Below are 25514 nucleotides of genomic sequence, written 5' to 3'. Positions count from 1 at the left end.
TTTCTAGAGCGCTGCGGCAATCCGGTCGCCCACCTCTGCGGTCACGACCGCAGCGTCACCCCGCGAAGCCAGATCCGCTTCGACAGCGGTCTCGATACGGACGGCATCCTCGTCACGCCCGAGGTGGCGCAGCAGCAGGGCCGCAGACAAGATGGCCGCCGTGGGATCGGCGATGCCACGACCGGCGATGTCCGGGGCACTACCGTGAACCGGTTCGAACATCGAGGGATTGGTGCCGGACGCATCGATGTTGCCCGACGCCGCCAGACCGATACCCCCGGTCACCGCACCCGCGAGATCGGTGATGATGTCACCGAACAGGTTGTCGGTGACGATGACATCGAAGCGCGACGGATCGGTCACCATGTAAATGGTGGCCGCGTCGATGTGGCAGTACGCCGTCTCGACGTCCGGGTACTCGGCCGAGACAGTCTCGACCGCACGGGTCCAGATTGCACCGGCATTCGAGAGCACGTTCGTCTTGTGGATCAGGGTGACGTGTTTGCGTCGAGTCTGCGCGAGCTCGAAGGCATAGCGCACCACTCGCTCCGCGCCGAACCACGTATTGACCGACACCTCGGTGGCAATCTCGTGGGGAGTACCGACTCGGATTGCGCCACCGTTACCCGTGTACGGACCCTCGGTCCCCTCGCGCACGACCACGAAGTCGATGTCCGGTTGCGCCGCGAGCGGCGACTTCGTTCCCGGATAGAGCTGGGAGGGACGAAGATTCACGTGGTGGTCGAGCGCGAACCGCATGGTGAGCAGGAGTCCTCGCTCGAGGATGCCCGGTGTCACGGACGGGTCGCCGATGGCACCCAGCAGGATCGCGTCGTGGGTGCGGATCGCCGCCAGATCAGCGTCCGGCAGGAGTTCACCGGTGGCGTTGTATCGACGGGCGCCGAGGTCGTACTCGGTGGTTTCCAGGTCGGGTACGAGCTTCCGCAGCACCTTCAGCGCCTCGGCAGTGACCTCGACACCGATTCCGTCACCGGGAATGACCGCAAGCTTCATGAACGTCTCACTTCATCAGAGAACTGTGCGCGTGTTCCGGCACGAGGTGCCGGAACACGCGCACGAAAGGATTTCAGGCCAGGTCGACGAGTTCGATCTTGGTGGCGCCCACTGCGGTGGAGATCGCGTCACGCACGTCGGCAGGAACCTCCCGGTCGACCCGCAGGAGAATGGTGGCACCCTCACCCTCGGCGTCCTGGCTGAGCTGTGCGGCCTGGATATCGATGCCGGCGTTGCCCAGCTGGGTGCCAATCTTGCCGAGCGCACCCGGCTGATCGGTGTAGTTGATCACCAGGTTCAGGCCTTCGGCGCGCAGTTCGAAGTTGCGTCCGTTGATGTTGACGATCTTCTCGACCTGCTGAGGACCGGTCAGGGTACCCGACACGCTGATGACGCTGCCGTCACCGAAGACGCCGCGAAGGTCGACGACGCTACGGTGGTTGGGGCTCTCGGCGGCCTTGGTGACCTCGGCCGTCACGCCACGCTCTTCCGCGAGGGCAGGCGCGTTGACGAAAGTCACGGCGTCCTCGATCACCGCCGAGAACACGCCACGCAGAGCCGACAGTGCCAGCACCTCGACGTCCTCGGAGGCGAGCTCGCCGCGCACATCGACGGACAGATTGACGGGGACCTCGCCCGACAGCGCCCCGAGGAGCACACCCTGCTTGCGAACGATTTCGAGCCACGGGGCGACTTCCTCACCCACGGCGCCACCGGACACGTTGACGGCGTCGGGAACGAAATCGCCTGCAAGAGCCAGCAATACGGACTTCGCGACATCGGTGCCGGCGCGGTCCTGAGCCTCACTCGTGGAGGCGCCGAGGTGCGGCGTCACGACGACCTCGGGAAGGTCGAACAACGGGCTGTCCGTGCAAGGCTCGGTCTCGAACACGTCGAGGCCCGCAGCACGCACGTGACCCGACTTGATGGCCTGGGCCAGCGCCGCCTCGTCGATCAGGCCACCGCGGGCGGCGTTGACGATGACGACACCCTTCTTGGTCTTGGCCAGGTTCTCCGTACCGATCAGGCCCTTGGTCTCCGGAGTCTTGGGGAGGTGGACCGAGATCAGATCGGCGCGCTGCAGCAACTCGTCGAGCGAAACCAGCTCGATGCCCAACTGGGCGGCACGGGCCGCGGACACATAGGGGTCGTAGGCGATGACGTGCGTCTCGAACGCCGCAAGACGCTGAGCGAAGAGCTGACCGATTCGGCCGAGCCCGACGACGCCGACGGTCTTGCCGAAGATTTCGACACCGTTGAACTTGCTGCGCTTCCACTCACGGTCACGCAGGGTGGAATCGGCTGCGGGGATCTGGCGGGCCGCGGCGAGCATCAGCGCGACAGCGTGCTCGGCTGCGGTGTGAATGTTGGACGTCGGCGCGTTGACCACCATGACACCGCGCTCGGTGGCGGCCGGTACGTCGACGTTGTCGAGCCCGACACCGGCGCGGGCGACGATCTTGAGCTTGGTACCGGCGGCGAGCACCTCGGCGTCGACGGTGGTGGCGGAGCGGACGAGGATCGCGTCGGCCTCGGGCACCGCCGCGAGCAGGGCCGGGCGATCAGGTCCATCGACCCAACGCACCTCCACACCGTCGCCCAATGCCTCGACGGTGGACGGCGCGAGCTTGTCGGCGATCAGAACAACAGGACGGCCTGGCTGGCTCACGTGCAAACTCCCTGATTAGGTGGGTGTGGAGGTGTTTTAACCACACACAGCTTAGTCCGCCCTCACCGGGAATCCGCATCCCGGTAGGCAATACCACATAGTGGACGCCCGCGACAGCGCAGATGGTCCGATACGACGCCGGCCCAACGCCACACCCGGGTGCTCTGTCGAGACCGAGGTGACATTGGGCCGGCGTCGTGCGCGCAACGGTAAAGCGATGAAACCTAAGCGGTTTCGGTGATCGGCCGGTCGACCCAGCTCATCAGGTCGCGCAGCTTCTTGCCGGTGACCTCGATCGGGTGCTCGGCGTTGGCCTTGCGCAGGCCCTCGAGCTCGGTGTTGCCGTTCTCGACATTCGCGACGAGGCGGCGGGTGAACTCACCGGACTGGATGTCGGCGAGGATCGCCTTCATGCGCTCCTTGGTGCCGGCGTCGATGACGCGCGGGCCGGAGAGGTAGCCGCCGAACTCCGCGGTGTCGGACACCGAGTAGTTCATGCGGGCGATGCCGCCCTCGTACATGAGGTCGACGATGAGCTTGAGCTCGTGCAGCACCTCGAAGTACGCCATCTCGGGCGCGTAGCCGGCCTCGACCATGACCTCGAAACCGGTCTTGACCAGTTCCTCGGTGCCACCGCACAGCACTGCCTGCTCGCCGAAGAGGTCGGTCTCGGTCTCTTCCTTGAACGTGGTCTTGATGACGCCGGCGCGGGTGCCGCCGATGGCCTTGGCGTAGGACAGCGCGAGCGCCTGGCCCTCACCCTTGGGGTCCTGGTCGATCGCGATGAGCGCGGGAACACCCTTGCCGTCGACGAACTGACGGCGAACCAGGTGGCCGGGTCCCTTCGGGGCGACCATGCCGACCGTGACGAACTCCGGGGCCTTGATCAGGTCGAAGTGAATGTTGAGGCCGTGTCCGAAGAACAGCGCGTCGCCGTCCTTCAGGTTGGGCTCGATGTCGTTCGTGAAGATCGACGCCTGAGCGGTGTCGGGTGCGAGCACCATGATCACGTCGGCCCACTCGGACACCTCTGCCGGCGTGCCGACCGTCAGGCCCTGCTCCTCGGCCTTGGCGCGCGACTTCGAGCCTTCCTTCAGACCGATGCGGACATCGACGCCCGAATCGCGCAGGCTCAGCGAGTGCGCGTGGCCCTGGCTTCCGTATCCGATCACAGCGACCTTACGGCCCTGGATGATCGACAGATCGGCATCGTCGTCGTAGAACATCTCGACTGCCACAGTTCAACCTCTTTCTTGGAATTTGCGTATCTAAAGTACTAGCGAGTGGCCGTGATGGACTTCGGCCCCCGTCCCACGGCCACGACCCCGGACTGCACGATCTCCCGGATGCCGTACGGATCGAGCATCCGCAACAATGCATCCAGCTTGGATCGCGTTCCTGTCGCCTCGATCGTGACCGACTCCGGGGAGACGTCGATCACCTTGGCGCGGAACAGATTCACTGTCTCGATCACCTGAGTGCGCACGCTGGCGTCGGCACGCACCTTGATGAGCAGCAACTCGCGGGCGACGGAGGCGTCACCGTCCTGCTCGACGATCTTGATGACGTTGATCAGCTTGTTGAGCTGCTTCGTCACCTGCTCGAGCGGGAACTCGTCGACGGTCACGACGATGGTCATACGCGAGATCTCGGGGATCTCGGTGCCGCCGACGGCGAGCGACTCGATGTTGAATCCACGACGGGAGAACAGCGCGGCCACCCTGGCCAGCACGCCCGGCTTGTCCTCGACGAGAACACTGAGGGTGTGGCTGGTGCTCACTGATCTTCCTTCCCGGCCGCTGTGGCCGCGCCCGAACGCTGTTCGCGTTCCATGGCCTCGTGAATGACTGCGGGCTCCGCCGCGGCCTCGTCGTCGTCGAACAGCGGCCGGATGCCCCGAGCCGCCATGATCTCGTCGTTGCTGGTGCCCGCTGCGACCATCGGCCACACCTGGGCGTCGGCGCCGACGATGAAGTCGATCACCACCGGCCGGTCGTTGATGGACTGCGCCTCACGGATCGCCGCCTCGACGTCCTCCTCGCGCTCGACCCGGATTCCGTGACACCCCAACGCTTCTGCGAGCTTGACGAAGTCGGGGATGCGGATCGCACCGTGCGTACCGAGGTTGGTGTTGGAGTAGCGCTCGTCATAGAAGAGCGTTTGCCACTGGCGAACCATGCCGAGGTTGCCGTTGTTGATGAGCGCAACCTTGATCGGGATGCCCTCGAGCGCGCACGTCGCAAGTTCCTGATTGGTCATCTGGAAGCAGCCGTCGCCGTCGATGGCCCACACCTCGGTGTCCGGCTTGCCCATCTTCGCGCCCATGGCGGCAGGCACGGCGTAGCCCATCGTGCCGAGGCCACCGGAGTTGAGCCACGTACGGGGCTTCTCGTAGTTGACGAACTGCGCAGCCCACATCTGGTGCTGTCCGACTCCGGCGCAGTAGATCGCGTCGGGACCGGCGAGCTTGCCGACCGCCTGGATGACGAACTCGGGAGACAACGCTCCGTCCGAGGGGCGGTCGTAGCTGAGCGGGTACGTCCGCCGGATCCCGTCGAGATACGCCCACCACTCGGTGAGGTCGAGAGTCGTCCCGGTCGCCCGGTCCGCCTTGATGGCCTCGATCAGCTCGACGATGACCTCTTTGCAGTCGCCCACGATCGGAACGTCCGCGTACCGGTTCTTCCCGATCTCGGCCGGGTCGATGTCGGCGTGGATGACCTTGGCGTCGGGCGCGAACGAGTCGAGCTGACCGGTGACGCGGTCGTCGAACCGCGCGCCCAGGGTGATCAGCAGATCACTGCGCTGCAAGGCGGCCACGGCCGCGACCGTGCCGTGCATGCCGGGCATGCCGCAGTTCAGGGTATGACTGTCCGGGAACGCACCGCGCGCCATGAGGGTGGTGACAACCGGGATACCGGTCAGCTCGGCGAGCTCGAGCAGTTCGGGTGAGGACTCCGACTTGATCACACCGCCACCGACATACAGCACCGGCTGCTTGGAGTCGGCGATCAGGCGCGCTGCCTCACGGACCTGCTTGCCGTGCGGCTTGGTGACGGGACGGTAGCCGGGCAACCGCATCTCCGGCGGCCACGAGAACGTCGTCTGCGCCTGCAGGACGTCCTTCGGGATGTCGACGAGTACCGCACCCGGGCGCCCACTCGACGCGAGATAAAAGGCTTCCGCGATGATCCGCGGGATGTCGACGCCGTCGGTGATGAGGAAGTTGTGCTTGGTGATCGGCATCGTGATGCCGGAGATGTCGGCTTCCTGGAAGGCGTCGGTTCCGATCAGGCTGCGGCCCACCTGGCCGGTGATCGCCACGACAGGAACGGAGTCCATCTGAGCGTCCGCCAGTGGCGTGACCAGGTTGGTGGCACCCGGGCCGGACGTCGCCATGCAGACACCGACCTTGCCGGTCGCCTGGGCGTACCCGGTGGCGGCATGGCCTGCACCCTGCTCATGACGAACGAGGACGTGCCGGACCTTCTTCGAGTCGAAGAGAGGGTCGTAGACAGGCAGAACCGCACCACCCGGAATACCGAATACCGTGTCGACCTCGAGCTCCTCGAGGGCTCGGACCACGGACTGGGCGCCGCTGACCCGCTCGGGGGCGAGTTGGCGGCGGCTACCGGTCTGCGTCGCGGCGGCCGCGGTCGTAGGGCTGGCAGCCCCCGACTTGCGCGGCGTGGGTTGAGGCCGTGCGGTTGGTGCGCTCACTGGGAAATCCTCTGATTCTGGCTCCGGGCAACAAAAAACCCCCGTCAGCGAATGCTGTACGAGGGTGGCGCGTCGTTTCTGGCGAGTTGAAGAAATCGACTCAGGCGACGACGCGCCGGCCGATTACGAGCAACTCATTCTGTTTCACGCGCTCGACGGTAGGCGCGCTAATGGTGAACAGTCAACTTGGTGAGTCGGCCGTCCCAGAATGTGAGATACGTCGGCTGCGGTGCGAAGATGTAGAGGTGTCAACTCCGCAGCAGCCCGTGCCACCAGACTCATCATCCCACACGACCGACATCCCCAAGCAGGTCATCCGAATTTCGCCACTCGCCTATATCGGATGCGCCTTCCTGCTCTTCGCCGTCTCGTTCCCCATCTTCGGCTGGCCGGCCGCCTTCGGGTGGCTCCTCGTGGCCCCGATCCTCGCCGCGGCGTGGGTCGCCCGGGTTCGGACCACGGTCACACCCGAGGGGCTTCACGTGCGAAGACTGGTCGGCGGGCGGGCCCTCTCGTGGTCGGAGATCACCGGATTCCGCTTCCCGAAACGCGGCTGGGCGCGCGCCACGCTGACCGACGGCGGCGAGGTGGCTCTCCCTGTCGTCACCTTCGATCGCCTTCCCCAGCTCGCCGCGGCGAGCGGTGGGCGGATCCCCGACCCCTACGCGGCGGCCGCAGCGGACGCGGAGCAGGCGCCCGACCCGGCCTCCGACGGTGAAGACCCGGACAAGAACCAGCCGCGCACTGACGGCGGATAACGCGCGAGTAGCGTTGATCAGTACTTCCGTACGCTGACTAAGGAATACGCTCATGCCCCCGCTGAGGTCCCGAACCACCACCGCAGGACGAAATGCCGCCGGCGCCCGCGCGCTGTGGCGTGCCACCGGAATGACCGACTCCGACTTCGGTAAGCCGATCGTCGCGATTGCGAACTCCTACACCCAGTTCGTCCCCGGGCACGTCCATCTCAAGAACGTGGGCGACATCGTCGCCGACGCCGTGCGCGCTGCCGGTGGGGTACCTCGCGAGTTCCACACGATCGCCGTCGACGACGGAATCGCCATGGGACACGGCGGCATGCTCTACTCCCTCCCCAGCAGGGAAATCATCGCCGACTCCGTCGAGTACATGGTCAACGCCCACACCGCCGATGCACTCGTGTGCATCTCGAACTGCGACAAGATCACTCCGGGCATGCTCAATGCCGCACTGCGGCTGAACGTTCCCACGGTCTTCGTCTCGGGTGGGCCCATGGAAGCCGGCAAGGCGGTGGTCGTGAACGGTGTGGCCCAGGCGCCGACCGACCTCATCACCGCCATCTCGGCGAGCGCCAGCGACGAGGTCGACGACGAAGGGCTCGCCGAGGTCGAGCGCAGTGCCTGCCCGACCTGTGGGTCCTGTTCGGGCATGTTCACCGCCAACTCGATGAACTGCCTCACGGAGGCACTCGGACTCGCGTTGCCCGGCAACGGTTCCACGCTGGCAACCCACGAGGCCCGGCGCGCGCTCTTCACCCGCGCGGGCACCACCGTCGTCGAAGCAGCCCTGCGCTATTACAAGGACGACGACGAGTCGGTCCTCCCGCGCAACATCGCGACGCCCGCCGCGTTCCGCAATGCGATGGCCCTCGATGTCGCGATGGGTGGTTCCACCAACACGGTGCTGCACACCCTCGCTGCTGCCCAGGAGGGCGAGGTGTACGACTTCGATCTCGACAAGATCGACGAGATCAGCCGCAAGGTGCCGTGCCTGTCCAAGGTCTCACCCAACTCGGACTATCACATGGAAGACGTGCACCGAGCGGGTGGAATCCCCGCGATCCTCGGCGAACTCCGCCGGGCCGGGCTGCTCGAAAGCGACGTCTCGACCGTGCACACCAAGAGCTTCGACGAGTGGCTCGACACGTGGGACATCCGGTCGGGCAAGGCTTCCGACGAGGCCGTCGAACTTTTCCATGCCGCACCCGGTGGTGTCCGCACCACCGAGCCGTTCTCGACGAACAACCGCTGGTCGTCACTCGACACGGACGCCGCGAACGGCTGCATCCGCGACTTCGAGCACAAGCACACGGTCGAGGGCGGTCTGGCCGTGCTCCGCGGCAACATCGCCGTCGACGGCGCAGTCATCAAGACGGCGGGAATCGACGAAGACCTGTTCCACTTCCAGGGGCCCGCGCGCGTCGTGGAGTCGCAGGAAGAGGCGGTGTCGGTGATCCTCGGTAAGAAGATTCAGCCCGGTGAGGTCCTCGTCGTGCGCTACGAGGGTCCCGCCGGCGGGCCGGGAATGCAGGAGATGCTGCACCCCACGGCATTCCTCAAGGGTTCCGGCCTCGGGAAGAAGTGCGCGCTGATCACCGACGGCCGGTTCTCCGGCGGTTCCTCGGGACTGTCCATCGGCCACATCTCCCCCGAGGCGGCCAGCGGCGGCGCCATCGGCCTCGTGGAGGACGGCGATCAGATCCTCATCGACATCGCGACCCGCACGCTGAAGCTCCTCGTCGACGACGAGGTGCTCGCCGAGCGCCGGGCGAAGATGGAGTCGTCCGAGCGTCCGTGGCAGCCGGTGAACCGCGAGCGCACGGTCACTACCGCACTGCGCGCCTACGCGGCGTTGGCGACCTCCGCCGACAAGGGAGCGGTGCGCCAGGTCCCCTGACCGACGATCTATTCGGGTGCACGATGCCGGGCACCGCTGCGGAGATTCCTTCGCCGCGGTGCCCGGTTTCTTTCTGCATCAGCGAGGGCCGTCCGCCGTGACGTGACCGCAATCACGAGGTAGTCAACTCGCTCAGAGCCCGAGCCGCTCGCCCGACCTCCACTGATCATTCTGATCAGTTACCGGCCCGCTCCTTGCACATGGCGCTCAGTAGTGGTTCCCTCAGTTGGCCGATGAGACCTACATCACATCGGCGCACAGCCACCATCCTCCGGCCCACGAGGCCACCGGGAACACAACCTAGGAGCGACACATGCCAGGAGTCGGCATATGGCGAACGAAATCCGTCGAGCAATCGATCGCGGACACCGACGAGCCTGACACTCGGCTGCGGAGGGAATTGACCGCCAAGGATCTCACCGTCTTCGGCGTGGCTGTCGTGATCGGTGCCGGCATCTTCACGCTCACGGCCCGCACCGCAGGCAACGTCGCCGGGCCGTCCATCTCGCTCGCGTTCGTACTCGCCGCCATCGCGTGCGGGCTCGCCGCGCTGTGTTACGCCGAGTTCGCGTCCACCGTTCCGGTGGCCGGAAGCGCATACACCTTCTCGTACGCCACCTTCGGCGAATTCGTCGCCTGGATCATCGGCTGGGACCTCATCCTCGAATTCGCACTCGCGTCGGCCGTGGTGGGCAAAGGCTGGTCCCTGTATCTGGGCAACGCGCTCGGCTTCAGCGGCGCCACCACAGCACATCTCGGGCCGATCGACTTCGACTGGGGTGCGCTGATCATCGTCGGCGCCATCACCGCCGTGCTCGCCATCGGCACCAAGGTCTCCTCCCGCGTCTCTGCGATCATCACGGCCATCAAGATCGCCGTCGTTCTTCTCGTCATCGCAGTGGGCGTCTTCTACATCAAGAAGGAGAACTACGCGCCCTACATTCCGCCCGCCGAGGGTGCGTCGAGTACTGCGCAGGGCGTGCACCAGACCCTGTTCTCCTTCCTCACCGGCGCCGACGGCAGCAGTTACGGCTGGTACGGCCTGCTCGCCGCGGCCAGCCTCGTGTTCTTCGCCTTCATCGGATTCGATGTCGTCGCCACCACCGCCGAGGAAACCAAGAACCCGCAGAAGGGTCTGCCCCGCGGCATCCTGGGCTCCCTCGCCATCGTCACCGTCCTCTACGTCGCCGTCACCCTCGTCCTCACCGGCATGGTCAAGTACACCGATCTGAAGACCGGGAGTCCGCTGGTCGGTGACAGCAGCGCCACTCTCGCCACCGCTTTCGAGGCACACGGCATCACCTGGGCGCAGACGGCCATCAACTTCGGCGGCCTCGCCGGCCTGACCACCGTGGTCATGGTCATGATGCTCGGACAGACCCGAGTGCTCTTCGCGATGTCTCGGGACGGACTGATGCCGCGCGGGCTCGCCAAGACGGGCACCAAGGGGACGCCAGTTCGGATCACCCTGATCGTCGGGGCGGTCGTGGCTTTCCTCGCCGCGTTCTTCCCCATGGGCACGCTGGAAGAGATGGTGAACATCGGCACGCTGTTCGCATTCGTGCTGGTCTGCATCGGTGTGATCATTCTTCGCCGCACGCGGCCCGACCTGCCGCGCGGTTTCCGCGTCCCGCTCGTTCCGCTGGTTCCGATCCTCGCCGTCGCCGCCTGCGGATGGTTGATGCTTAATCTCTCGGTGGAGACGTGGATCCGGTTCGTCGGGTGGATGGCACTCGGTGTGCTGATCTACTTCGCCTACGGCCGGCGCAAGTCCGTCCTGGGCCGGCGTCTCGCCGCCGAGGCGGAGCCGCCGGAAGAGGAGAAGCTCCCCGAGTTCGCCCAGAACTGATTCGCACAGAACTGACCTGAGAGACACGACTCCGCCGCACCTCCCTGAGGAGGTGCGGCGGAGTCGTCTGCGAAGTCAGATGAGCGGGTTGGCCCCGTTGAGGAAGATCCAGGTGCAGACGCCGGCAGCGACACCCAGAATCAGCGCGACGAACGAACCGATGAACGGACGGGTCGCCCAACCCCGCCGCCCGTCGAGAGAGATACGACCGGGACCGGTGAGAATGATGACCCCGGCGCACACACCGAGCAGGGTCTCGTACTCGGTTCCCGCAGGCGCGAAGTACTCGAGGCCCGGTTCCGCCGTCTGGCGGAACGCCCACGCGTTGATCATGACCGCGAGAACCGAAGCAGCGGCCAGTGGCGTCACCAGTCCGAGGATCAGCAGCGCCCCACCGGCGACCTCACCGACAGCACCCAGGATTGCAAGGAGCTTCGCCTGCTGGAATCCGGAGTTCGCCAGCATCTCCTCGAACCCGTCGAGACCCGGGCCGTTCCATATCCCCGTCAACTTCTGCAGTCCGTGCACCAGAGCCGTACCGCCCACTGCCAGGCGCAGAGCGAGCAACCCGAGGTCCAGGGTTCCGCGACCGATTTTCACGTCACCGTCATCCGCCGTCCCGACCGCGGTCGTACCGGGCGATGCGGCCGCTGCGGCGGAAGTGCCGCCGAGAACCTCCGTCGGCTGATCCGATCCGAAAGACCCCGAGTCCCGGTAGGCCGGGATCTGCTCGGTCGGCAGACCCGCGCCCCGCGCGTCACCGAAATCCAGTTCGTCGTCGGTGTGCGGAAGCGTGCGTCCCCCGGAACCCGGCGCCGGCGTGGCCGTCGGAAAACGCTCCGTCGGAGAGTCGTACGGGCTGGAGACCTTGCCGTAGTCCGGTGAGGCGCCGTGGTTCGGGGCACCGGGGTCCGGCGACTCGCTGGGATCTTTCCGCATGTCAGTCACACCGTCCAGGGTAGGTCGGCGCGGGGAACATCGCCGGGAAGCAGGTGCGGCGTGGCGGTGACGCCGCACCCTTCCGTAACGTTTCACTCATGATGGTGGGTGGGCTGAGCCGCAGGGCGACCGGCAGATCGACATGGATGGTGTCTGTGCTGTGCGTCACCGCGTTGCTCGCGGCAGGCTGTGCGAAGTTCGACGATTCGGCGTCCTCACCGTTCAGCCCCGAACCTTCCGAGGCGTCGGGTGCCGAGGTAGAGCCCGAGAGTCCGCCTCCGTCCACCACCACACCCCCACCGCCCAGCGGGCCGCTCGGACCGTGCCAGGATCCGGACCCCAGTGTCATCGCCACCTGTCTCGACACCACGGGCGGGCTCGTCGTCCTTCCCGACGCAGCCACCGCGCTGGTCGCAGAACGACGCACCGGACGCATCCTCGAGGTCGCACAGGGCCGCCAGCCCAGAGAGATTGCGCACATCGACGTCGACGCCAGTTCCGACGGTGGACTCCTCGATATCGCCCTGTCACCGAGCTTCGTCGAGGACAACTTGATCTACGCCTACATCTCGACTCCCACCGACAACCGGGTGGTGCGCGTCGCACCGGGCGATACGGCCAAGGAAGTGCTCGGCGGGATTCCGCGGGGAAATGTCGGCAATGCCGGTTCACTCGAATTCTCCGGCGACGAACTCATGGTGCTCACCGGAAACGCCGGCAACCCGGCCGCCGCGTCCGATCCCGCCTCACTCGCCGGCAAGCTGTTGAAAGTCACCGCACTGTCACCCGCCCCGACCCCCGCACAGCCCCGCCCGCAGGTCGTCCTGTCCGGCATCGGGACCGCCGGTGGGGTGTGCGTCGACCCCGGTGTGGCGGTCTGGGTCACCGACCGCACACCCCTCGAGGATCGCCTGCAGCGCGTAAGCGCCGACGGTGCCGTGTCCTCCCCGGTGTGGACGTGGCCGGAGCGCCCCGGAGTGGGCGGCTGCGTGGCCGCGCAGGATGTCGTCGCGGTGTCGTTGAGCACGGCCAAAGCAATGTCCGCGCTCGCCGCCGACCCGAGCACCGGAGCGGTCACCACTGCCCCGGGCGTCATCGTCCAGGACCGGTACGGCCAGCTCGGTGGGGCCGCCCTCGGACCGGACGGGCTGATCTGGGTCAGCACGGTGAACAAGACAGCCGGTCAGCCCGGCCCCAACGACGACCGCGTGATCAAGATGCCATTGCCCTCGGGCGGCGGCGGGTTCGACTGATCGGCTCCGCTCCGCCCCGCGTGCACCCCCTGCACCCATGTACGAACGGGACGTCCGTTCGGTTGAACCGAACGAACGTCCCGTTCGTGCACCGGCGGGCGTGGCTGACTCGACCGCCGTGGCCAGCGCGACAGCGAGAGACTAGCTGCACGCCTCGATGACGAGTTCCTTGACGCGTGCGGGATCTGCCTGACCCCGCGTCGCCTTCATGACGTCGCCGACGATCTTGCCTGCAGCGGCCAGCTTTCCGCCGCGAATCTTGTCGGCGATATCAGGGTTTGCTGCCAAGGCCTCGTCGACGGCCGCCTTCAGCTTGGTGTCGTCCCGCTCGACCACGAATTCCGGATGGTTCGCAACAACCTGCTTGGGGTCGCCCTCGCCGTCGAGGACGCGGTCGACCACCTGGCGTGCCACCTTGTTGTTCAGTGTGCCGTTGTCGATGAGCGCGACCACCTCGGCCACCTGCGCCGGGGTGATCGGCAGGGCCGTCAACTCCACGCCGCGGGTGTTGGCCTGCTGGGCGAGGTACGACACCCACCACGACCGTGCGGCTTCCGGGGAGGCTCCGGCCTCGGCCGTGGCGATCACCAGGTCGAGGGCACCTGCGTTCACGAGGTCGCGCATCACCTCGTCGGAAACACCCCAGTCGGCCTGGATCCGGGCCCGACGGACCCACGGCAACTCCGGCAGTGTGCCGCGGAGTTCCTCGATCCATTCGGCGCTGGGCGCTACGGGCTCGAGGTCGGGTTCCGGGAAATAGCGGTAGTCCTCGGCGGTCTCCTTGCGCCTGCCCGGCGAGGTGGTGCCGTCCGCCTCCTGGAAGTGGCGTGTTTCCTGGATCACCGCACCCCCCGACTCCAGCACGGCGGCCTGACGGCGCATCTCGTACCGGACCGCCACCTCGACGCTCTTGAGGGAGTTGACGTTCTTCGTCTCGGTCCGGGTTCCCAGTTCGGTAGCACCGATCGGCATCAGCGACACGTTGGAGTCGCAGCGCATCGAGCCCTGGTCCATGCGCACGTCCGACACCTTCAGCGACTTCAGCAGATCACGGAGGGCGGTGACGTAGGCGCGGGCCACCTCGGGCGCGCGCGCACCGGCACCGCTGATGGTCTTGGTCACGATCTCGACCAGCGGCACGCCCGCCCTGTTGTAGTCGAGCAGCGAGTGGCTTGCTCCGTGGATACGGCCGGTCGCGCCGCCGACGTGCAGCGACTTCCCGGTGTCCTCTTCCATGTGTGCACGCTCGATCTCGACGCGCCAGGTGGTGCCGTCGTCGAGGACGACGTCGAGGTAACCGTCGGTGGCGATCGGCTCGTCGTATTGCGAGATCTGATAGTTCTTGGGCTGGTCCGGGTAGAAGTAGTTCTTCCGCGCGAAACGGCCCCACGGCGTGATCGAGCAGTTCAGCGCCAGACCGATCCGGATCGCGGACTCCACGGCCGCCTCGTTGACCACCGGCAACGACCCCGGCAGGCCCAGGCACACCGGGCACACCTGCGTGTTCGGCTCCGCACCGAACTCGGTGGGGCACGGGCAGAACATCTTGGTGTTGGTGCCGAGCTCTACGTGTACCTCCATGCCGAGAACAGGCTCGTACTTGGCGAGCACATCGTCGTAGTCGAGGAGGGCAGGCGCGTCGACAGCAGTCATGCAGAAGAGTTTATGCGCCTGCTCGTGTGCCGAAAAACGCGGTCAGCCGAAAAAGGCGGCTGCCTCGTCGTACCGCTCGCGCGGCACGGTCTTGAGGTGACGGGTGGCGTCGGTGAGCGCCACCAATTCGATCGACGTGCCGTGCAGGGCGACCATCTGCCCGAAGTCTCCGCGGTGGACCGCGTCCGTGGCGTGCACCCCGAAGCGGGTAGCGAGTACCCGGTCGTACGGGGTGGGAGTGCCGCCCCGCTGCACGTGCCCGAGAACCGTTGTCCGTACTTCCTTGCCGATGCGGCGCTCGATCTCGGCGCCGAGCTGCTGCGCGACACCGGTGAATCGTTTGTGCCCGAACTCGTCGATGCCGCCTTCGCGCAGCGTCATCGACTCGGGGGTGGGTGCCGCACCCTCGGCGACGACACAGATGAAGTGGGAGTCGCCCCGCTGGAACCGCTTCTTCACCATGTCGCACACCTCAGCGACGTCGAACGGCACTTCGGGAACGAGCGTGAGGTGCGCGCCCGTCGCCAGACCCGAGTGCAGCGCGATCCAGCCGGCGTGTCTGCCCATCACCTCCACGAGCATGACCCGTTGGTGCGACTCTGCCGTGGTGTGCAACCGGTCGATCGCATCCGTCGCGATGGACAGCGCGGTGTCGAAGCCGAACGTCACGTCGGTGCAGTCGATGTCGTTGTCGATGGTCTTCGGAACCCCGATGACCGGGACACCGCTTTCTGCCAACCATCCTGCGGCAGTGAGCGTTCCCTCACCTCCGATCGGAATGAGGGCGTCGATCCCGTTGTCGTCGAGTGTCTGCCGGATCTGGTCCAGTCCGGCTTTCAACTTGTCCGGGTTCACCCGGGCCGTTCCGAGGATGGTGCCACCGCGGGTGAGGATGCGGTCGATCCGGTCGTCGTTGGACAACGGAACCTTGCGATCCTCGAGCAGGCCGCGCCACCCGTCCCGGAATCCGACCACCGAGCTGCGGTACCGACCGTCGGCAGTGCGCACCACCGCCCTGATCACCGCGTTGAGTCCGGGGCAGTCGCCGCCGCCGGTCAGGATCCCGATCCGCATCCAAGCACCCCTCGTTCTCCCGTTGCGGCGCCGTGCCCTAGAGGGACGGCACCTCGTGTGGTGATGGTGGTTCTCTTTATCCATCTTGCCGCTCCGGCGCCGTGAGAGCACCTCGGACCGCCGGGTTCTTTTTCAGCCCGGTGTGACGAGGCCACTCTCGTAGGCGAGTACCACGGCCTGTGCGCGGTCGCGGAGATCGAGCTTGGACAGCACCTTTCCGACGTGCGTCTTGACGGTCTGCTCGGCGACGAACAGGCGGTCGGCTATCTCGGTGTTGGACATCCCGCGGGCGATGAGTTCGAGAACCTCCCGCTCGCGCGGGGTGAGCGCCGACAGCGCAGCGGGTTTACGACGCGTAGTGCTGCGTCGGCTGGTCACGTCGGCGATGAGACGCCTGGTGACGGTCGGCGCCAGAAGTGCCTCCCCGTCGGCGACGACGCGGACCGCACGAACCAGTTCTTCGGCGGGCGCATCTTTGAGCATGAAACCGCTGGCTCCGATGCTGAGTGCTTCGTAGACATAGTCGTCGACGTCGAAGGTGGTGAGCATCAGCACACGAACCGGGGGGTCGAATCCGGCCGACAGGATCAGGCGCGCCGCATCGAGGCCGTTCATCTCCGGCATCCGGACATCCATGAGCACCACGTCGGGACGCAGACGTTTGACCTCGGTCACCGCCACAGCCCCGTCCGGTGCGTCGCCGATCACGCTGATGTCGGGCTGTGAGGAGAGGAGGGCGCCGAAGCCCTGACGGACCATGGCTTGATCGTCTGCGATGAACACGGTGATGGCCACGCCCGTCAGCCTAGGCTGACGCGGCCGCAAACTCGGCGTGCACCTCGAATCCACCGTTGTCGTGCATCCGGGTGGTGAGCACTCCCCCGACGGCCTGCGCACGCTCGCGCATGCCGATGATTCCATTGCCTCCGGTGGACTCGTGCCTGGTCAGCGCGGACGCGAGACTCCGTTTCGCCGGACCGTTGACCACGGCAAGCGACACGATCGGAGATTGGTACGTGATTTTCACCTCGACCGCCGCACCCGATGCGTGCCGCGCAGTATTGGCCAGTGACTCCTGCAGGATGCGATACATCACCAAGCCGACCGACTCGGACACGAGTGTCTGATCACCGGACACAGTCCAGGTGACCGGAATCCCGGCCCGCCGACTGCCCTCGAGCAACTCGCCGATCTGGTCCACCCCCGGCTGCGGGGCGTGCTCCGCGAGCTGGCCGTCGCTCCGCAAGACGCCGAGCAGTCCGCGTACCTCGTTCAGTGCGGCGCGCCCGGCGGCGCCGATCGACTCGAATTCCGCGCGGGTCTCGTCCGACACGTTCGCGATGCGGTATGGGGCGCTCTGCGCCTGCACGACGACCATCGACATGTGATGTGCGACAACGTCATGCAGGTCGCGGGCGATGCGTGCCTTCTCCTCGAGAATCGTGCGACGCGTGCGTTCGAGCTCGCTCAACTCCTCCTGCCGGGCGAGTTGCCTGCGGGAGAGCACGAGCCAGCGGATCAGCAGGCCGAAGACGACGATCGCCGTGAGCCCGACGGCCCAGCCGCGGCCGTTGGTGCCGGGAGTGTCGGCGAGGAAGAGGAGCACCGTCGAGATCCACGCGACACCGACCACGGGAATGGCCGCCCGCATACTCACAGCCGCCAGGAGTGCGAGGATCACCAGGATATGGACTACCTGCCAGGGATAGTCGTAACCCTCCTGCAGTCCGAAGACCCGCGGAATGACCAGAGCGGACACTGCAGAGACAGCCCACCCGAGTGCGGGGTTGGCGCGGATCAGAACGAAAGGGAACGCTGCGAGGGCCGCAACGAACGGCTGAATCGGCGGGCTGACCTGGTGCGTCAATTGCAGTGTCGGCCACGCGACAGCGAAGAGAATCGCTGTGACCGAGGCAATTGCCACGTTGAGCCACTGACCTCGAGCAACGCTCCGGATTCGCGTCTTCTTGTCCACACGTCGAGCGTAGGAGCTGCCTTCGCAGCGCGTCCTCACTCCGCGGGCCGAGGTACTTCTAGTACCGAGGTATGAGATTGCAGCCGACTGGTCCTCCGAAGCCAGGAATCGAACCGGACTCCGGTGTGATGTGGCTGCGTAACGCTTGTTCATACCGTCGTCCTCATGCGAACGACGGGGACACGGAGAACTACGTGGGCAGCAGTGGCCTGTGCCGCAACGGCACTTCTGACCACTACCGGGTTTTCCGGCACCGGGACCGCGGGCACACCCCGGGCGGAGAACGCCGCCGCATCGGACGCGGTACGCACGCTCACCTCCGCCGAGGAGTTCGGCGAAGCGTCCATCCCCGAGGACTTCGAATCCGTCATGGGGTACACACCCCAGCGCGTCGAGGGAATGCTCGCCGACCCGGACGGCGACTGCTCGTCCCCGGTTCCGCTGCCGGTCGAATTCGTTGCGTCGTGCAAGGCCCACGACCTCGGATACGACCTCCTCCGTTACGCCTCCCTGTCTGGGAACGACCTCGAGCCGTGGGCCCGACAGAGCCTGGACGCACAGCTCGATCGACGCATGCACGCGGCCTGTGACACGCGCGTCGACGAACGAGCTCGCGCATCCTGCTACGTCATGGCGAACATCGCGGCCACTGCCGTCACGGGAAATAGCTGGCGCCAGGGATATTCCGCGCCCGTCACGGAGTCCGGAGTCAAGTACGGGCTCGCAGGCGGTCTCGGTGTGACGCTTCTCGCGGGCGCCGTCTGGTCCCTCCGCCGCCGTCCGGAACCCGAGGGAGCCGTCGCATGAGCACGACCACCGTCCTGGGCACCCGGCCTCCCGGGGACTACGGAAGCCCGGTACCGGCATCTGCGCTGCGCCGGGCCTTCGCCACGACGATTCCGGTGTCGGCACTCCCTCGGGCGTCCTCCACGATCGTCGTCACTCTCTGCGTACTCGCTTCTCTCACACCGTCATTGCTCCCTCGAAGCGCCCTGACGCAGGCACTGTTCACCGGGGTCTTCGCTGCGGCGGGGCTCGGGATGCTCGTCCTCGCTCGTCGGTTGCGACAGGTGCTCACCCGCTCCTCCGGCTCCCGGGTACCACGGGAATCCGTTCGACTCCTCGCCTTGCTCGGCGCGATGGTCACCACCACCTGGGCGATGGTCGCGGCCGATCACTGGCAGGACTCCCTCCGGCAGGTGATGGGGATGAGCAGCGTCGGCCCGGGCCACTGGATGCAGGTGATCCTCGGAGCCGTAACGACGTTCGTGGTCGTGGTCGCCGCCGGTGCGACCGTCTCCTCGGTGGCCCACCGTCTCGGCTGGATCGGCAGTGCTACGACGGCCGTCGTTCTCGCGACCGGTCTGCAACTGGTTGCCGGGCCCGCCGTGTGGGAGATGATGTCGCGTTCCTACAGCGATTCCAATGACGTGGTCGACGTCTCGTCGCAGCGCCCGATGTCCGCCGCACGAGCGGGGAGCCCCGAGTCCGTTGTCAGCTGGGAGTCACTCGGGCGACAGGGACGTCGCTTCGTGGCAGCCGGTGAACAGTCCGGGAGTATCCGCACGTACGTCGGAATGAACTCGGCACCGGACGTGAAGTCCCGTGCGGCGCTGGCAGTCTCGGAACTCGAGAGGGCCGGCGGATTCGCCCGCTCGGCCATCGTCGTCACCGTCCCCACCGGCTCCGGCTGGATCGACGAGAACGCGGCGGAAGGATTCGAGGACCGCTTCGACGACGACGTCGCGATAGTCGGGCTCCAATATTCCTACGCACCGAGTTGGATCACCTTCGTCTTCGGCCGTTCGGCGGCCGACGAATCGGCGGCAGCATTGTTCGATGCGGTCGCCGATCGCATCACGGCACTACCCGATTCGATCCGTCCCGCTCTCTACGTCTACGGTCAGAGCCTCGGATCCGTCGGCGGGAGTGCGCAATTCACCGACGCGGCAGACCTCGGTCGCCGAGCATGCGGGGCGCTGTGGGCCGGACCGCCCGCCGGGTCTGTGATGACCGACGGCGCAACGGTTCTGGCCAACACGTCCGATCCCGTCGTGTGGTGGTCACCCGACCTGATCCTGCGCCGGCCCGATCTGTCGCGGGCCGTGGCCGATGCTCCTGTCCCACAATGGATTCCCGGCCTGACGTTTCTCCAGGCGAGCGTCGACCTGGTGTCGGCGCTGAATTTCCCCGCCGGGCACGGGCATCGCTACGGGACGGAACAGGGCACCGCCCTACCCGACTGCGACCTCACTCGGTGATTCGAGGGGACCACGAGCAGCTTCGAACGCCGCACCCACCCGGTAGAGCCGCTCGTCGGCCAGCGCCGGCGCCATGATCTGCAACCCGACCGGAAGACCGTCGTCCGCCGACAGCCCGGACGGAACGGACATCGCGCAGTGGCCCGCGAGATTGGTAGGCAGGGTGCACAGGTCCGACAGATACATCGCGAGCGGATCGCCGACCTTCTCCCCCAGCTTCCAGGCCGTGAACGGACTGGTGGGCGACACGAGTACATCGACCTTCTCATAGGCCCTGTCGAAGTCGCGGGAGATGAGAGTCCGGACCTTGAGCGCCTGGCCGTAGTACGCGTCGTAGTACCCCGCCGAGAGTGCGTAGGTACCGATCATGATGCGACGCTTGACCTCCGGGCCGAAGCCCGCGGCACGGGTAGCTGCCATCACCTGATCCGCGCTCATGTCACCCTCGTCGATGCGCAGTCCGTAACGCATGGCATCGAACCGGGCGAGATTCGAGGACACCTCACTCGGGAGGATCAGGTAGTACGCCGCGAGCGCGTACTCGAAGTTGGGACACGACACTTCGACGACCTCGGCACCCAGTTCGGTGAGCTGTGCCACGGCAGCGTCGAACGAGGAGAGGACGCCGGGCTGGTAGCTGTCGGAGTGCAGTTCCTTGACTACGCCGACCTTCACACCTCGCAGGTTGCCGCCCGCGCCCTCCCGCGCCGCGGCGACCACCGGGCGGACCGGCGCATCGATGGAGGTGGAGTCGCGCGGATCGTGCCCGGCGATCACCTCGTGCAGCAGGGCGGTGTCGAGAACTGTGCGACCACAGGGCCCACCCTGGTCCAGCGACGACGCACAGGCGACCAGGCCGAAACGGGACACCGTGCCGTAGGTCGGCTTGGTGCCCACCGTCGCGGTGAGGGCGGCGGGCTGACGGATCGATCCACCGGTGTCGGTACCGATCGCGAGCGGGGCCTGCCGGGATGCGAGCGCCGCGGCGCTGCCGCCACCCGAGCCACCCGGGACGCGCGTGGGGTCCCACGGGTTGCGGGTGGGGCCGTACGCGGAGTTCTCGGTGGAGGAGCCCATGGCGAACTCGTCGAGGTTGGTCTTGCCGAGGATCGGGATTCCGGCGGCGCGGAGCTTGCCCGTGAGAGTCGCGTCGTAGGGGGCGACCCAGTTCTCGAGGACCTTCGAGGCACACGTGGTGGGCATGTCGGTGGTCGTGAAGATGTCTTTGAGCGCCAACGGAACTCCCGCCAACGGCGATGCAGGAGCCGCACCGGCCGCGAGTGCGCTGTCCACCGCCTTCGCCGACACGAGGGCCTGCTCCCCCGCAACGTGCAGGAAGGCTCCGAGTCCGCCGTCGACCTCCGCGATGCGGTCGAGATGCGCCTGGGTGACCTCGACGGACGACACCTCACGGCTGTGAATCTTCGACGCCAGTTCTGCCGCGTCGAGTGTGGTCAGTTCGGCGCTCATTCGCCCTCTCCGAGAATCTGCGGGACGGCGAAGCGATCCTGCTCGACAGCGGGCGCGCCGGACAGCGCCTGCTCCGGGGTGAGCCCGGGAACGATCACATCCGGACGGGTCACGTTGGTGACCGCGTTCGGGTTCGCCATCGGCTGGACGTCTTCTGCGGGAACCTCGGTGACCACCTTCACGTGGCTGAGAATCGAGTCCAGCTGACCCGCGAACTCGTCGAGTTCGGCGTCGGTCAGGGCGAGTCGAGACAGCCGCGCGAGGTGCGCGACCTCGTCACGGGAGATGGCAGGCACCGCGGGGCCCCTTTCAGGTCGGACGTACACAATGTCCTTCCCAGCCTAGAGCGTGGCCGGATCAGCCGTGCAGCCAGCGCCGCTTCCTGACGGTCGGGAAGGGTGGTGGAACCACCAAGACCACGACCGGAGTGGTGGTGATGGGCCCAGGTTTCGAGTCGACATGTTTCGCGAATGAGGCGATTCGGTATCGGGGGTGTCAACTAATCGAGCGCGACCAGCAACTCCCGCGCAGCCGGTCCCCGAAGGCGGAGGGGGGACCGCATACTCGGAACCGAAAGTGCAAGGATGGTCGTGACGGGGGTCGCAGGTAGCACTCCCGCGTTTATCTCGTGGTGAAAGGGACGCACGTGTCGTATCTGCTTCGCGTCCAGCTCCCCGACCGACCAGGTAGCCTCGGCTCGCTCGCCGTCGCCCTCGGTTCGGTGGGCGCTGACATTCTGTCGCTCGACGTGGTGGAGCGGGGTGCAGGATTCGCCATCGACGACCTCGTGGTCGATGTCGAGCCGGGGTCCCTCCCCGACACCCTGATCACCGCCGCCGAGGCCCTCCCCGACGTCACCATCGATTCCATTCGTCCCTACGCCGGAATACTCGACACCCACCGCGAACTCGAGTTGATCGATCAGGTGGCCACCGCGGCGGACGACCGTCTGCAGGTCCTGGTCGACGGCGCTCCGCGGGTGCTGCGCGTCGGCTGGTCCGTGGTCGCGGACCTGGGACCGCGGGGCGCTTACCGCGTGGTCGGAAGTTCCGGAGCTCCGGAAACCCATGCCACGGACATCCCGTGGATGCCCCTCGAGAAGCCGATGGCGCTGGACGGTGAGGGTGACTGGGTACCGCGGGTGTGGCGCGATATGAACACCACCCTGGCCGCGGCCCCACTCGGCGCCACCGGCCGCGTGCTGATGCTGGGCCGGCCCGGGGGTCCAGAGTTCCGCCCGTCGGAAGTCGCGCGGCTGGGGTATCTGGCCGGCATCATCGCAACCGTGCTGGGCTGAGGGCCTTACCCGCGGCCTGCCTCACACCAGTTCGCGGACCAGGACGGTCAACTCCACGCCAGGTACCGGATGCCAATTCCGTTCGGCCACAGGAACAAATCCGTTGCGGTCGTAGATGCGCCGGGCAGCTTCCATCGACGGCTGCGTCGACATCACGACGGCCCGGTCGCCCCGGTCGTAGGCGGTGTCCAGTACGTGCCGCACCAACGCCGAACCGACGCCGGAGCCGCGCGCGTCCGGCGACACCGCGAGCATGCGGAACTCGAGTTCGCCCGGCTGTGCCACATCCGCGTAGGGCGACGCCGGATCCGCGATCGTGACGGAGCCGACGACCCGGCCGTCGATGACGGCAACCCGGACATCCGCCTTCTCCACACGTCCGGCCGTATCGCGCAGGCGTTCGGTGTACGGATCGTGTGCTTCGACGAATCCGCCGCCGACGTACGCGATCACCGTCAGGTCGCCGACGACCTCGTACTCGTCCGGGGTCACATCCCGTATTTCGATCATGTCCAGAACTATGGCAGGACACCTCACGGTGCCCAAAAAACGGGAGTGAGGTACCGGTCACATCGCCGAATCGGTCACAGCCTCAGGCCCACCTTCGAGCAGTCGCCGGAATCCGTCCTCGTCGAGAACAGGAACACCGAGTTCGACGGCCTTGTCATGCTTCGAGCCCGGTGATTCCCCGACCACCACATAGGCCGTCTTCTTCGACACCGAACCTGCGGCCTTGCCGCCTCGGACGAGGATGGCTTCCTTGGCCTGATCACGCGAGAACGTCTCGAGCGATCCCGTCACCACGATCGACAAGCCTTCGAGGTTGCGCGGGATCGATTCGTCACGTTCATCTTCCATGCGCACCCCGGCCGCCGCCCACTTCTCGACGATCTGCAGATGCCAGTCGACTCCGAACCATTCCGCGACCGCGGCGGCGATGGTGCCGCCCACGCCGTCCACTGCCGCCAACTCCTCGACAGAACTCTGGCGGATCCGATCGAGCGAACCGAACTCGCCGGCAAGCGCACGGGCAGCCGTGGGTCCCACATGTCGAATCGACAACGCCACAAGCACCCGCCACAGCGGTTTGTCCTTCGCGGAGTCGAGGTTGTCGAGGAGCCGCCGGCCGTTGGCGGAGAGAGCCCCCGCCTTGGTCCGGAAGATCGACGTCTTCAGGAGATCGTCCTCCGTGATCGAGAACAGGTCACCCTCGTCCTCGATCGCCCCGGCCTCGAGCAGACCCGTCGCGGCCTCGTAACCGAGCACCTCGATGTCGAACGCGCCCCGGCCCGCGACGTGGAAGACCCGCTCCCGGAGCTGCGCGGGACAGTAGCGCTGATTGGGGCAGCGGATGTCGGCATCCCCCTCCTTGGCCGGGGCCAGGAGGGTGCCGCACTCGGGGCAGTGCGTCGGCATGACGAACTCGTGCTCGTCGCCAGTACGCACATCGACGACGGGCCCCAGAACCTCTGGGATGACGTCACCAGCCTTGCGGATCACCACGGTGTCACCGATCAGCACACCCTTGCGCTTGACCTCGGAGCCGTTGTGCAGGGTGGCGAGTGACACGGTGGAACCGGCGACGGTGACCGGTTCCATGTAGGCGAAGGGTGTGACCCGTCCCGTCCGCCCCACATTGACCCGGATGTCGAGGAGCTTGGTGGTGGCTTCCTCGGGCGGGTATTTGTACGCGATTGCCCACCGCGGGGCTCGCGAGGTGGAACCGAGCCGGCGTTGCAGCGACATCTCGTCGACCTTCACCACCAGTCCGTCGATTTCGTGCTCGACGTCGTGCCGGTGTTCGCCCCAGTACTGGACCTTCGCCACCACCGCGTCGGCGCCCACGACGCGGGAGGTGTGTGAGGAGACGGGCAGACCCCACGCGGCGAGCGCCGTGTAGGCGTCGTACTGCGAGACGGGCTCGAACCCTTCGATCCGGCCGAAACCGTGACAGATCATTCCGAGACGGCGACGGGCAGTGACCGCGGGATTCTTCTGCCGCAGCGAGCCGGCTGCGGAGTTGCGGGGATTCGCGAAGGGCGCCTTGCCTTCGTCGACGAGCGCGGCGTTCAGAGCCGCGAAATCCTCGAGCCGGAAGAACACCTCGCCGCGCACCTCGAGCAAGGCGGGAACCGGGTATTCGTCTGTGCCGGTGAGTCTTTCCGGAATATCGTCGATCGTGCGTGCGTTGAGTGTGACGTCCTCGCCCGTGCGCCCGTCACCGCGAGTGGCTGCGCGCACGAGTCGGCCGTTCTCGTACACGAGGTTGAGTGCGACGCCGTCGATCTTCACCTCGCAGAGGTAGGGCAGATCGGCGCCCGCCTCCTGTTCCACCCGGCTGATCCAGGTGCGCAACTCGTCGGTGGCGAACACGTTGTCGAGACTGAGCATGCGCTCGAGGTGGTCGACGGAGGTGAAATCGGTCGCGAAGCCGCCGCCGACGAGTTGGGTCGGCGAGTCGGGGGTGCGCAGGTCCGGGTACTGGTTCTCGAGGTCGTTCAACTGTCCGAGCAGCGCATCGAACTCACCGTCGGAAATGACGGGCGCGTCGCGGACGTAGTAGCGGAACTGATGCTGCCGCACTTCCTCGGCCAGTTCGTTCCACCGCTCCCGTACGTCGCCGGGGGCGGGTGTCGGGGCTTCGGTCGATTCAGTCACGTCCGAAGATTAACCGGTCGGGCCGAC

21 protein-coding genes are annotated in these 25514 nt (G+C 66.5%); 7 read left to right on the top strand and 14 right to left on the bottom strand.

Translation table 11 applies throughout. The features are described 5' to 3' along the window. Positions 1-3 precede the first annotated feature (3 nt). The 5 genes from L1080_RS07200 to L1080_RS07180 all read right to left on the bottom strand — a co-directional run bounded on the left by L1080_RS07200 (position 4) and on the right by L1080_RS07180 (position 6403). Positions 4-1014, bottom strand: a complete 1011-nt coding sequence (locus L1080_RS07200; protein WP_159926092.1) for a 3-isopropylmalate dehydrogenase — start codon at positions 1012-1014, stop codon at positions 4-6. Between the two features lie 73 nt (positions 1015-1087). Next, positions 1088-2683, bottom strand: coding sequence for a phosphoglycerate dehydrogenase (serA, locus tag L1080_RS07195; protein WP_159926091.1), 1596 nt, complete (start codon positions 2681-2683; stop codon positions 1088-1090). 224 nt (positions 2684-2907) lie between these two features. Continuing rightward, positions 2908-3909, bottom strand: a complete 1002-nt coding sequence (ilvC, locus tag L1080_RS07190; RefSeq protein WP_172652251.1) for a ketol-acid reductoisomerase — start codon at positions 3907-3909, stop codon at positions 2908-2910. A gap of 50 nt (positions 3910-3959) precedes the next feature. Then, complete coding sequence (gene ilvN / locus L1080_RS07185) at positions 3960-4463, bottom strand: acetolactate synthase small subunit (RefSeq protein WP_109331036.1); 504 nt, start codon at positions 4461-4463, stop codon at positions 3960-3962. After that, the gene (locus L1080_RS07180; protein ID WP_109331038.1) at positions 4460-6403 is read right to left on the bottom strand and encodes an acetolactate synthase large subunit; all 1944 of its coding nucleotides are present in this window, start codon (positions 6401-6403) and stop codon (positions 4460-4462) included. The genes ilvN and L1080_RS07180 overlap by 4 nt, the downstream gene beginning before the upstream one ends. 266 nt (positions 6404-6669) lie before the next feature. On the opposite strand from L1080_RS07180, the gene L1080_RS07175 reads away from it, so the two are divergent. The 3 genes from L1080_RS07175 to L1080_RS07165 all read left to right on the top strand — a co-directional run bounded on the left by L1080_RS07175 (position 6670) and on the right by L1080_RS07165 (position 10907). Beyond that, positions 6670-7161, top strand: coding sequence for a PH domain-containing protein (locus tag L1080_RS07175; protein ID WP_159927594.1), 492 nt, complete (start codon positions 6670-6672; stop codon positions 7159-7161). 52 nt (positions 7162-7213) lie between these two features. Further along, positions 7214-9058, top strand: a complete 1845-nt coding sequence (gene ilvD / locus L1080_RS07170; protein ID WP_159926089.1) for a dihydroxy-acid dehydratase — start codon at positions 7214-7216, stop codon at positions 9056-9058. Between the two features lie 313 nt (positions 9059-9371). Further along, a complete protein-coding gene (locus L1080_RS07165; RefSeq protein ID WP_250764573.1) occupies positions 9372-10907 on the top strand; it encodes an amino acid permease in 1536 nt (511 codons plus the stop codon). A 75-nt stretch (positions 10908-10982) separates the two neighbouring features. Here L1080_RS07165 and L1080_RS07160 read toward each other — a convergent pair whose 3' ends face one another. Beyond that, positions 10983-11846 (bottom strand): DoxX family protein, encoded by an 864-nt coding sequence (locus tag L1080_RS07160; protein ID WP_250765104.1) that lies wholly within the window; start codon positions 11844-11846, stop codon positions 10983-10985. A gap of 98 nt (positions 11847-11944) precedes the next feature. Here L1080_RS07160 and L1080_RS07155 point away from each other — a divergent pair, with 98 nt between their 5' ends. Next, complete coding sequence (locus L1080_RS07155; RefSeq protein ID WP_213571632.1) at positions 11945-13099, top strand: PQQ-dependent sugar dehydrogenase; 1155 nt, start codon at positions 11945-11947, stop codon at positions 13097-13099. A 141-nt stretch (positions 13100-13240) separates the two neighbouring features. On the opposite strand, the gene gatB is transcribed toward L1080_RS07155, so the two are convergent. The 4 genes from gatB to L1080_RS07135 form a co-directional block, all read right to left on the bottom strand. Then, the gene (gene gatB, locus L1080_RS07150) at positions 13241-14752 is read right to left on the bottom strand and encodes an Asp-tRNA(Asn)/Glu-tRNA(Gln) amidotransferase subunit GatB (protein ID WP_159926085.1); all 1512 of its coding nucleotides are present in this window, start codon (positions 14750-14752) and stop codon (positions 13241-13243) included. A 42-nt stretch (positions 14753-14794) separates the two neighbouring features. Further along, positions 14795-15826: an ATP-dependent 6-phosphofructokinase gene (locus tag L1080_RS07145; RefSeq protein ID WP_109331051.1), complete on the bottom strand. Its 1032-nt coding sequence runs from the start codon at positions 15824-15826 to the stop codon at positions 14795-14797. 132 nt (positions 15827-15958) lie between these two features. Continuing rightward, entirely contained in the window at positions 15959-16621 is a 663-nt protein-coding gene (locus L1080_RS07140; RefSeq protein WP_109331053.1) for a response regulator, read from the bottom strand. A 10-nt stretch (positions 16622-16631) separates the two neighbouring features. Next, entirely contained in the window at positions 16632-17801 is a 1170-nt protein-coding gene (locus tag L1080_RS07135; protein WP_159926083.1) for a sensor histidine kinase, read from the bottom strand. A 165-nt stretch (positions 17802-17966) separates the two neighbouring features. On the opposite strand from L1080_RS07135, the gene L1080_RS07130 reads away from it, so the two are divergent. Both L1080_RS07130 and L1080_RS07125 read left to right on the top strand, forming a co-directional pair. After that, positions 17967-18608 carry a hypothetical protein gene (locus L1080_RS07130; protein ID WP_159926081.1) on the top strand — a complete coding sequence of 214 codons (642 nt, stop codon included), beginning with the start codon at positions 17967-17969 and terminating at the stop codon, positions 18606-18608. Beyond that, the gene (locus L1080_RS07125) at positions 18605-20062 is read left to right on the top strand and encodes an alpha/beta-hydrolase family protein (protein ID WP_250764590.1); all 1458 of its coding nucleotides are present in this window, start codon (positions 18605-18607) and stop codon (positions 20060-20062) included. The genes L1080_RS07130 and L1080_RS07125 overlap by 4 nt, the downstream gene beginning before the upstream one ends. Here L1080_RS07125 and gatA read toward each other — a convergent pair. Both gatA and gatC read right to left on the bottom strand, forming a co-directional pair. Continuing rightward, the gene (gatA, locus tag L1080_RS07120) at positions 20036-21532 is read right to left on the bottom strand and encodes an Asp-tRNA(Asn)/Glu-tRNA(Gln) amidotransferase subunit GatA (RefSeq protein ID WP_250764593.1); all 1497 of its coding nucleotides are present in this window, start codon (positions 21530-21532) and stop codon (positions 20036-20038) included. The two genes, L1080_RS07125 and gatA, sit on opposite strands and share 27 nt — an antisense overlap. Next, on the bottom strand, positions 21529-21828 hold the full coding sequence (gatC, locus tag L1080_RS07115; RefSeq protein WP_109331061.1) for an Asp-tRNA(Asn)/Glu-tRNA(Gln) amidotransferase subunit GatC: 300 nt from the start codon (positions 21826-21828) through the stop codon (positions 21529-21531). The genes gatA and gatC overlap by 4 nt, the downstream gene beginning before the upstream one ends. A gap of 350 nt (positions 21829-22178) precedes the next feature. Between gatC and L1080_RS07110 the strand changes: the two genes are divergently transcribed. After that, the gene (locus tag L1080_RS07110) at positions 22179-22829 is read left to right on the top strand and encodes an ACT domain-containing protein (RefSeq protein ID WP_159926077.1); all 651 of its coding nucleotides are present in this window, start codon (positions 22179-22181) and stop codon (positions 22827-22829) included. Between the two features lie 21 nt (positions 22830-22850). Here the strand turns inward: L1080_RS07110 and L1080_RS07105 are convergent, their stop codons facing one another. Continuing rightward, positions 22851-23339 carry a GNAT family N-acetyltransferase gene (locus tag L1080_RS07105; RefSeq protein WP_250764595.1) on the bottom strand — a complete coding sequence of 163 codons (489 nt, stop codon included), beginning with the start codon at positions 23337-23339 and terminating at the stop codon, positions 22851-22853. 57 nt (positions 23340-23396) lie between these two features. Further along, positions 23397-25487 (bottom strand): NAD-dependent DNA ligase LigA, encoded by a 2091-nt coding sequence (ligA, locus tag L1080_RS07100; protein WP_250764598.1) that lies wholly within the window; start codon positions 25485-25487, stop codon positions 23397-23399. Positions 25488-25514 lie beyond the last annotated feature (27 nt).

This window comes from Rhodococcus sp. MSC1_016, assembly GCF_023667485.2.
GTDB classification, from domain to species: Bacteria; Actinomycetota; Actinomycetes; order Mycobacteriales; family Mycobacteriaceae; genus Rhodococcus_F; species Rhodococcus_F oxybenzonivorans.
Note: the sequence above shows the minus strand (reverse complement) of the source record. Positions and strands in the feature narration are given on the sequence as shown.

What these genes read in the sequence shown, in the direction of transcription:
- L1080_RS07200 (WP_159926092.1), bottom strand. Translation starts at nt 1,014, where the DNA reads ATGAAGCTTGCGGTCATTCCCGGTGACGGAATCGGTGTCGAGGTCACT.
- ilvC (WP_172652251.1), bottom strand. Translation starts at nt 3,909, where the DNA reads ATGTTCTACGACGACGATGCCGATCTGTCGATCATCCAGGGCCGTAAG.
- ilvD (WP_159926089.1), top strand. Translation starts at nt 7,214, where the DNA reads ATGCCCCCGCTGAGGTCCCGAACCACCACCGCAGGACGAAATGCCGCC.
- L1080_RS07165 (WP_250764573.1), top strand. Translation starts at nt 9,372, where the DNA reads ATGCCAGGAGTCGGCATATGGCGAACGAAATCCGTCGAGCAATCGATC.
- L1080_RS07160 (WP_250765104.1), bottom strand. Translation starts at nt 11,846, where the DNA reads ATGCGGAAAGATCCCAGCGAGTCGCCGGACCCCGGTGCCCCGAACCAC.
- L1080_RS07155 (WP_213571632.1), top strand. Translation starts at nt 11,945, where the DNA reads ATGATGGTGGGTGGGCTGAGCCGCAGGGCGACCGGCAGATCGACATGG.
- gatB (WP_159926085.1), bottom strand. Translation starts at nt 14,752, where the DNA reads ATGACTGCTGTCGACGCGCCTGCCCTCCTCGACTACGACGATGTGCTC.
- L1080_RS07145 (WP_109331051.1), bottom strand. Translation starts at nt 15,826, where the DNA reads ATGCGGATCGGGATCCTGACCGGCGGCGGCGACTGCCCCGGACTCAAC.
- L1080_RS07130 (WP_159926081.1), top strand. Translation starts at nt 17,967, where the DNA reads ATGCGAACGACGGGGACACGGAGAACTACGTGGGCAGCAGTGGCCTGT.
- L1080_RS07125 (WP_250764590.1), top strand. Translation starts at nt 18,605, where the DNA reads ATGAGCACGACCACCGTCCTGGGCACCCGGCCTCCCGGGGACTACGGA.
- gatA (WP_250764593.1), bottom strand. Translation starts at nt 21,532, where the DNA reads ATGAGCGCCGAACTGACCACACTCGACGCGGCAGAACTGGCGTCGAAG.
- L1080_RS07105 (WP_250764595.1), bottom strand. Translation starts at nt 23,339, where the DNA reads ATGATCGAAATACGGGATGTGACCCCGGACGAGTACGAGGTCGTCGGC.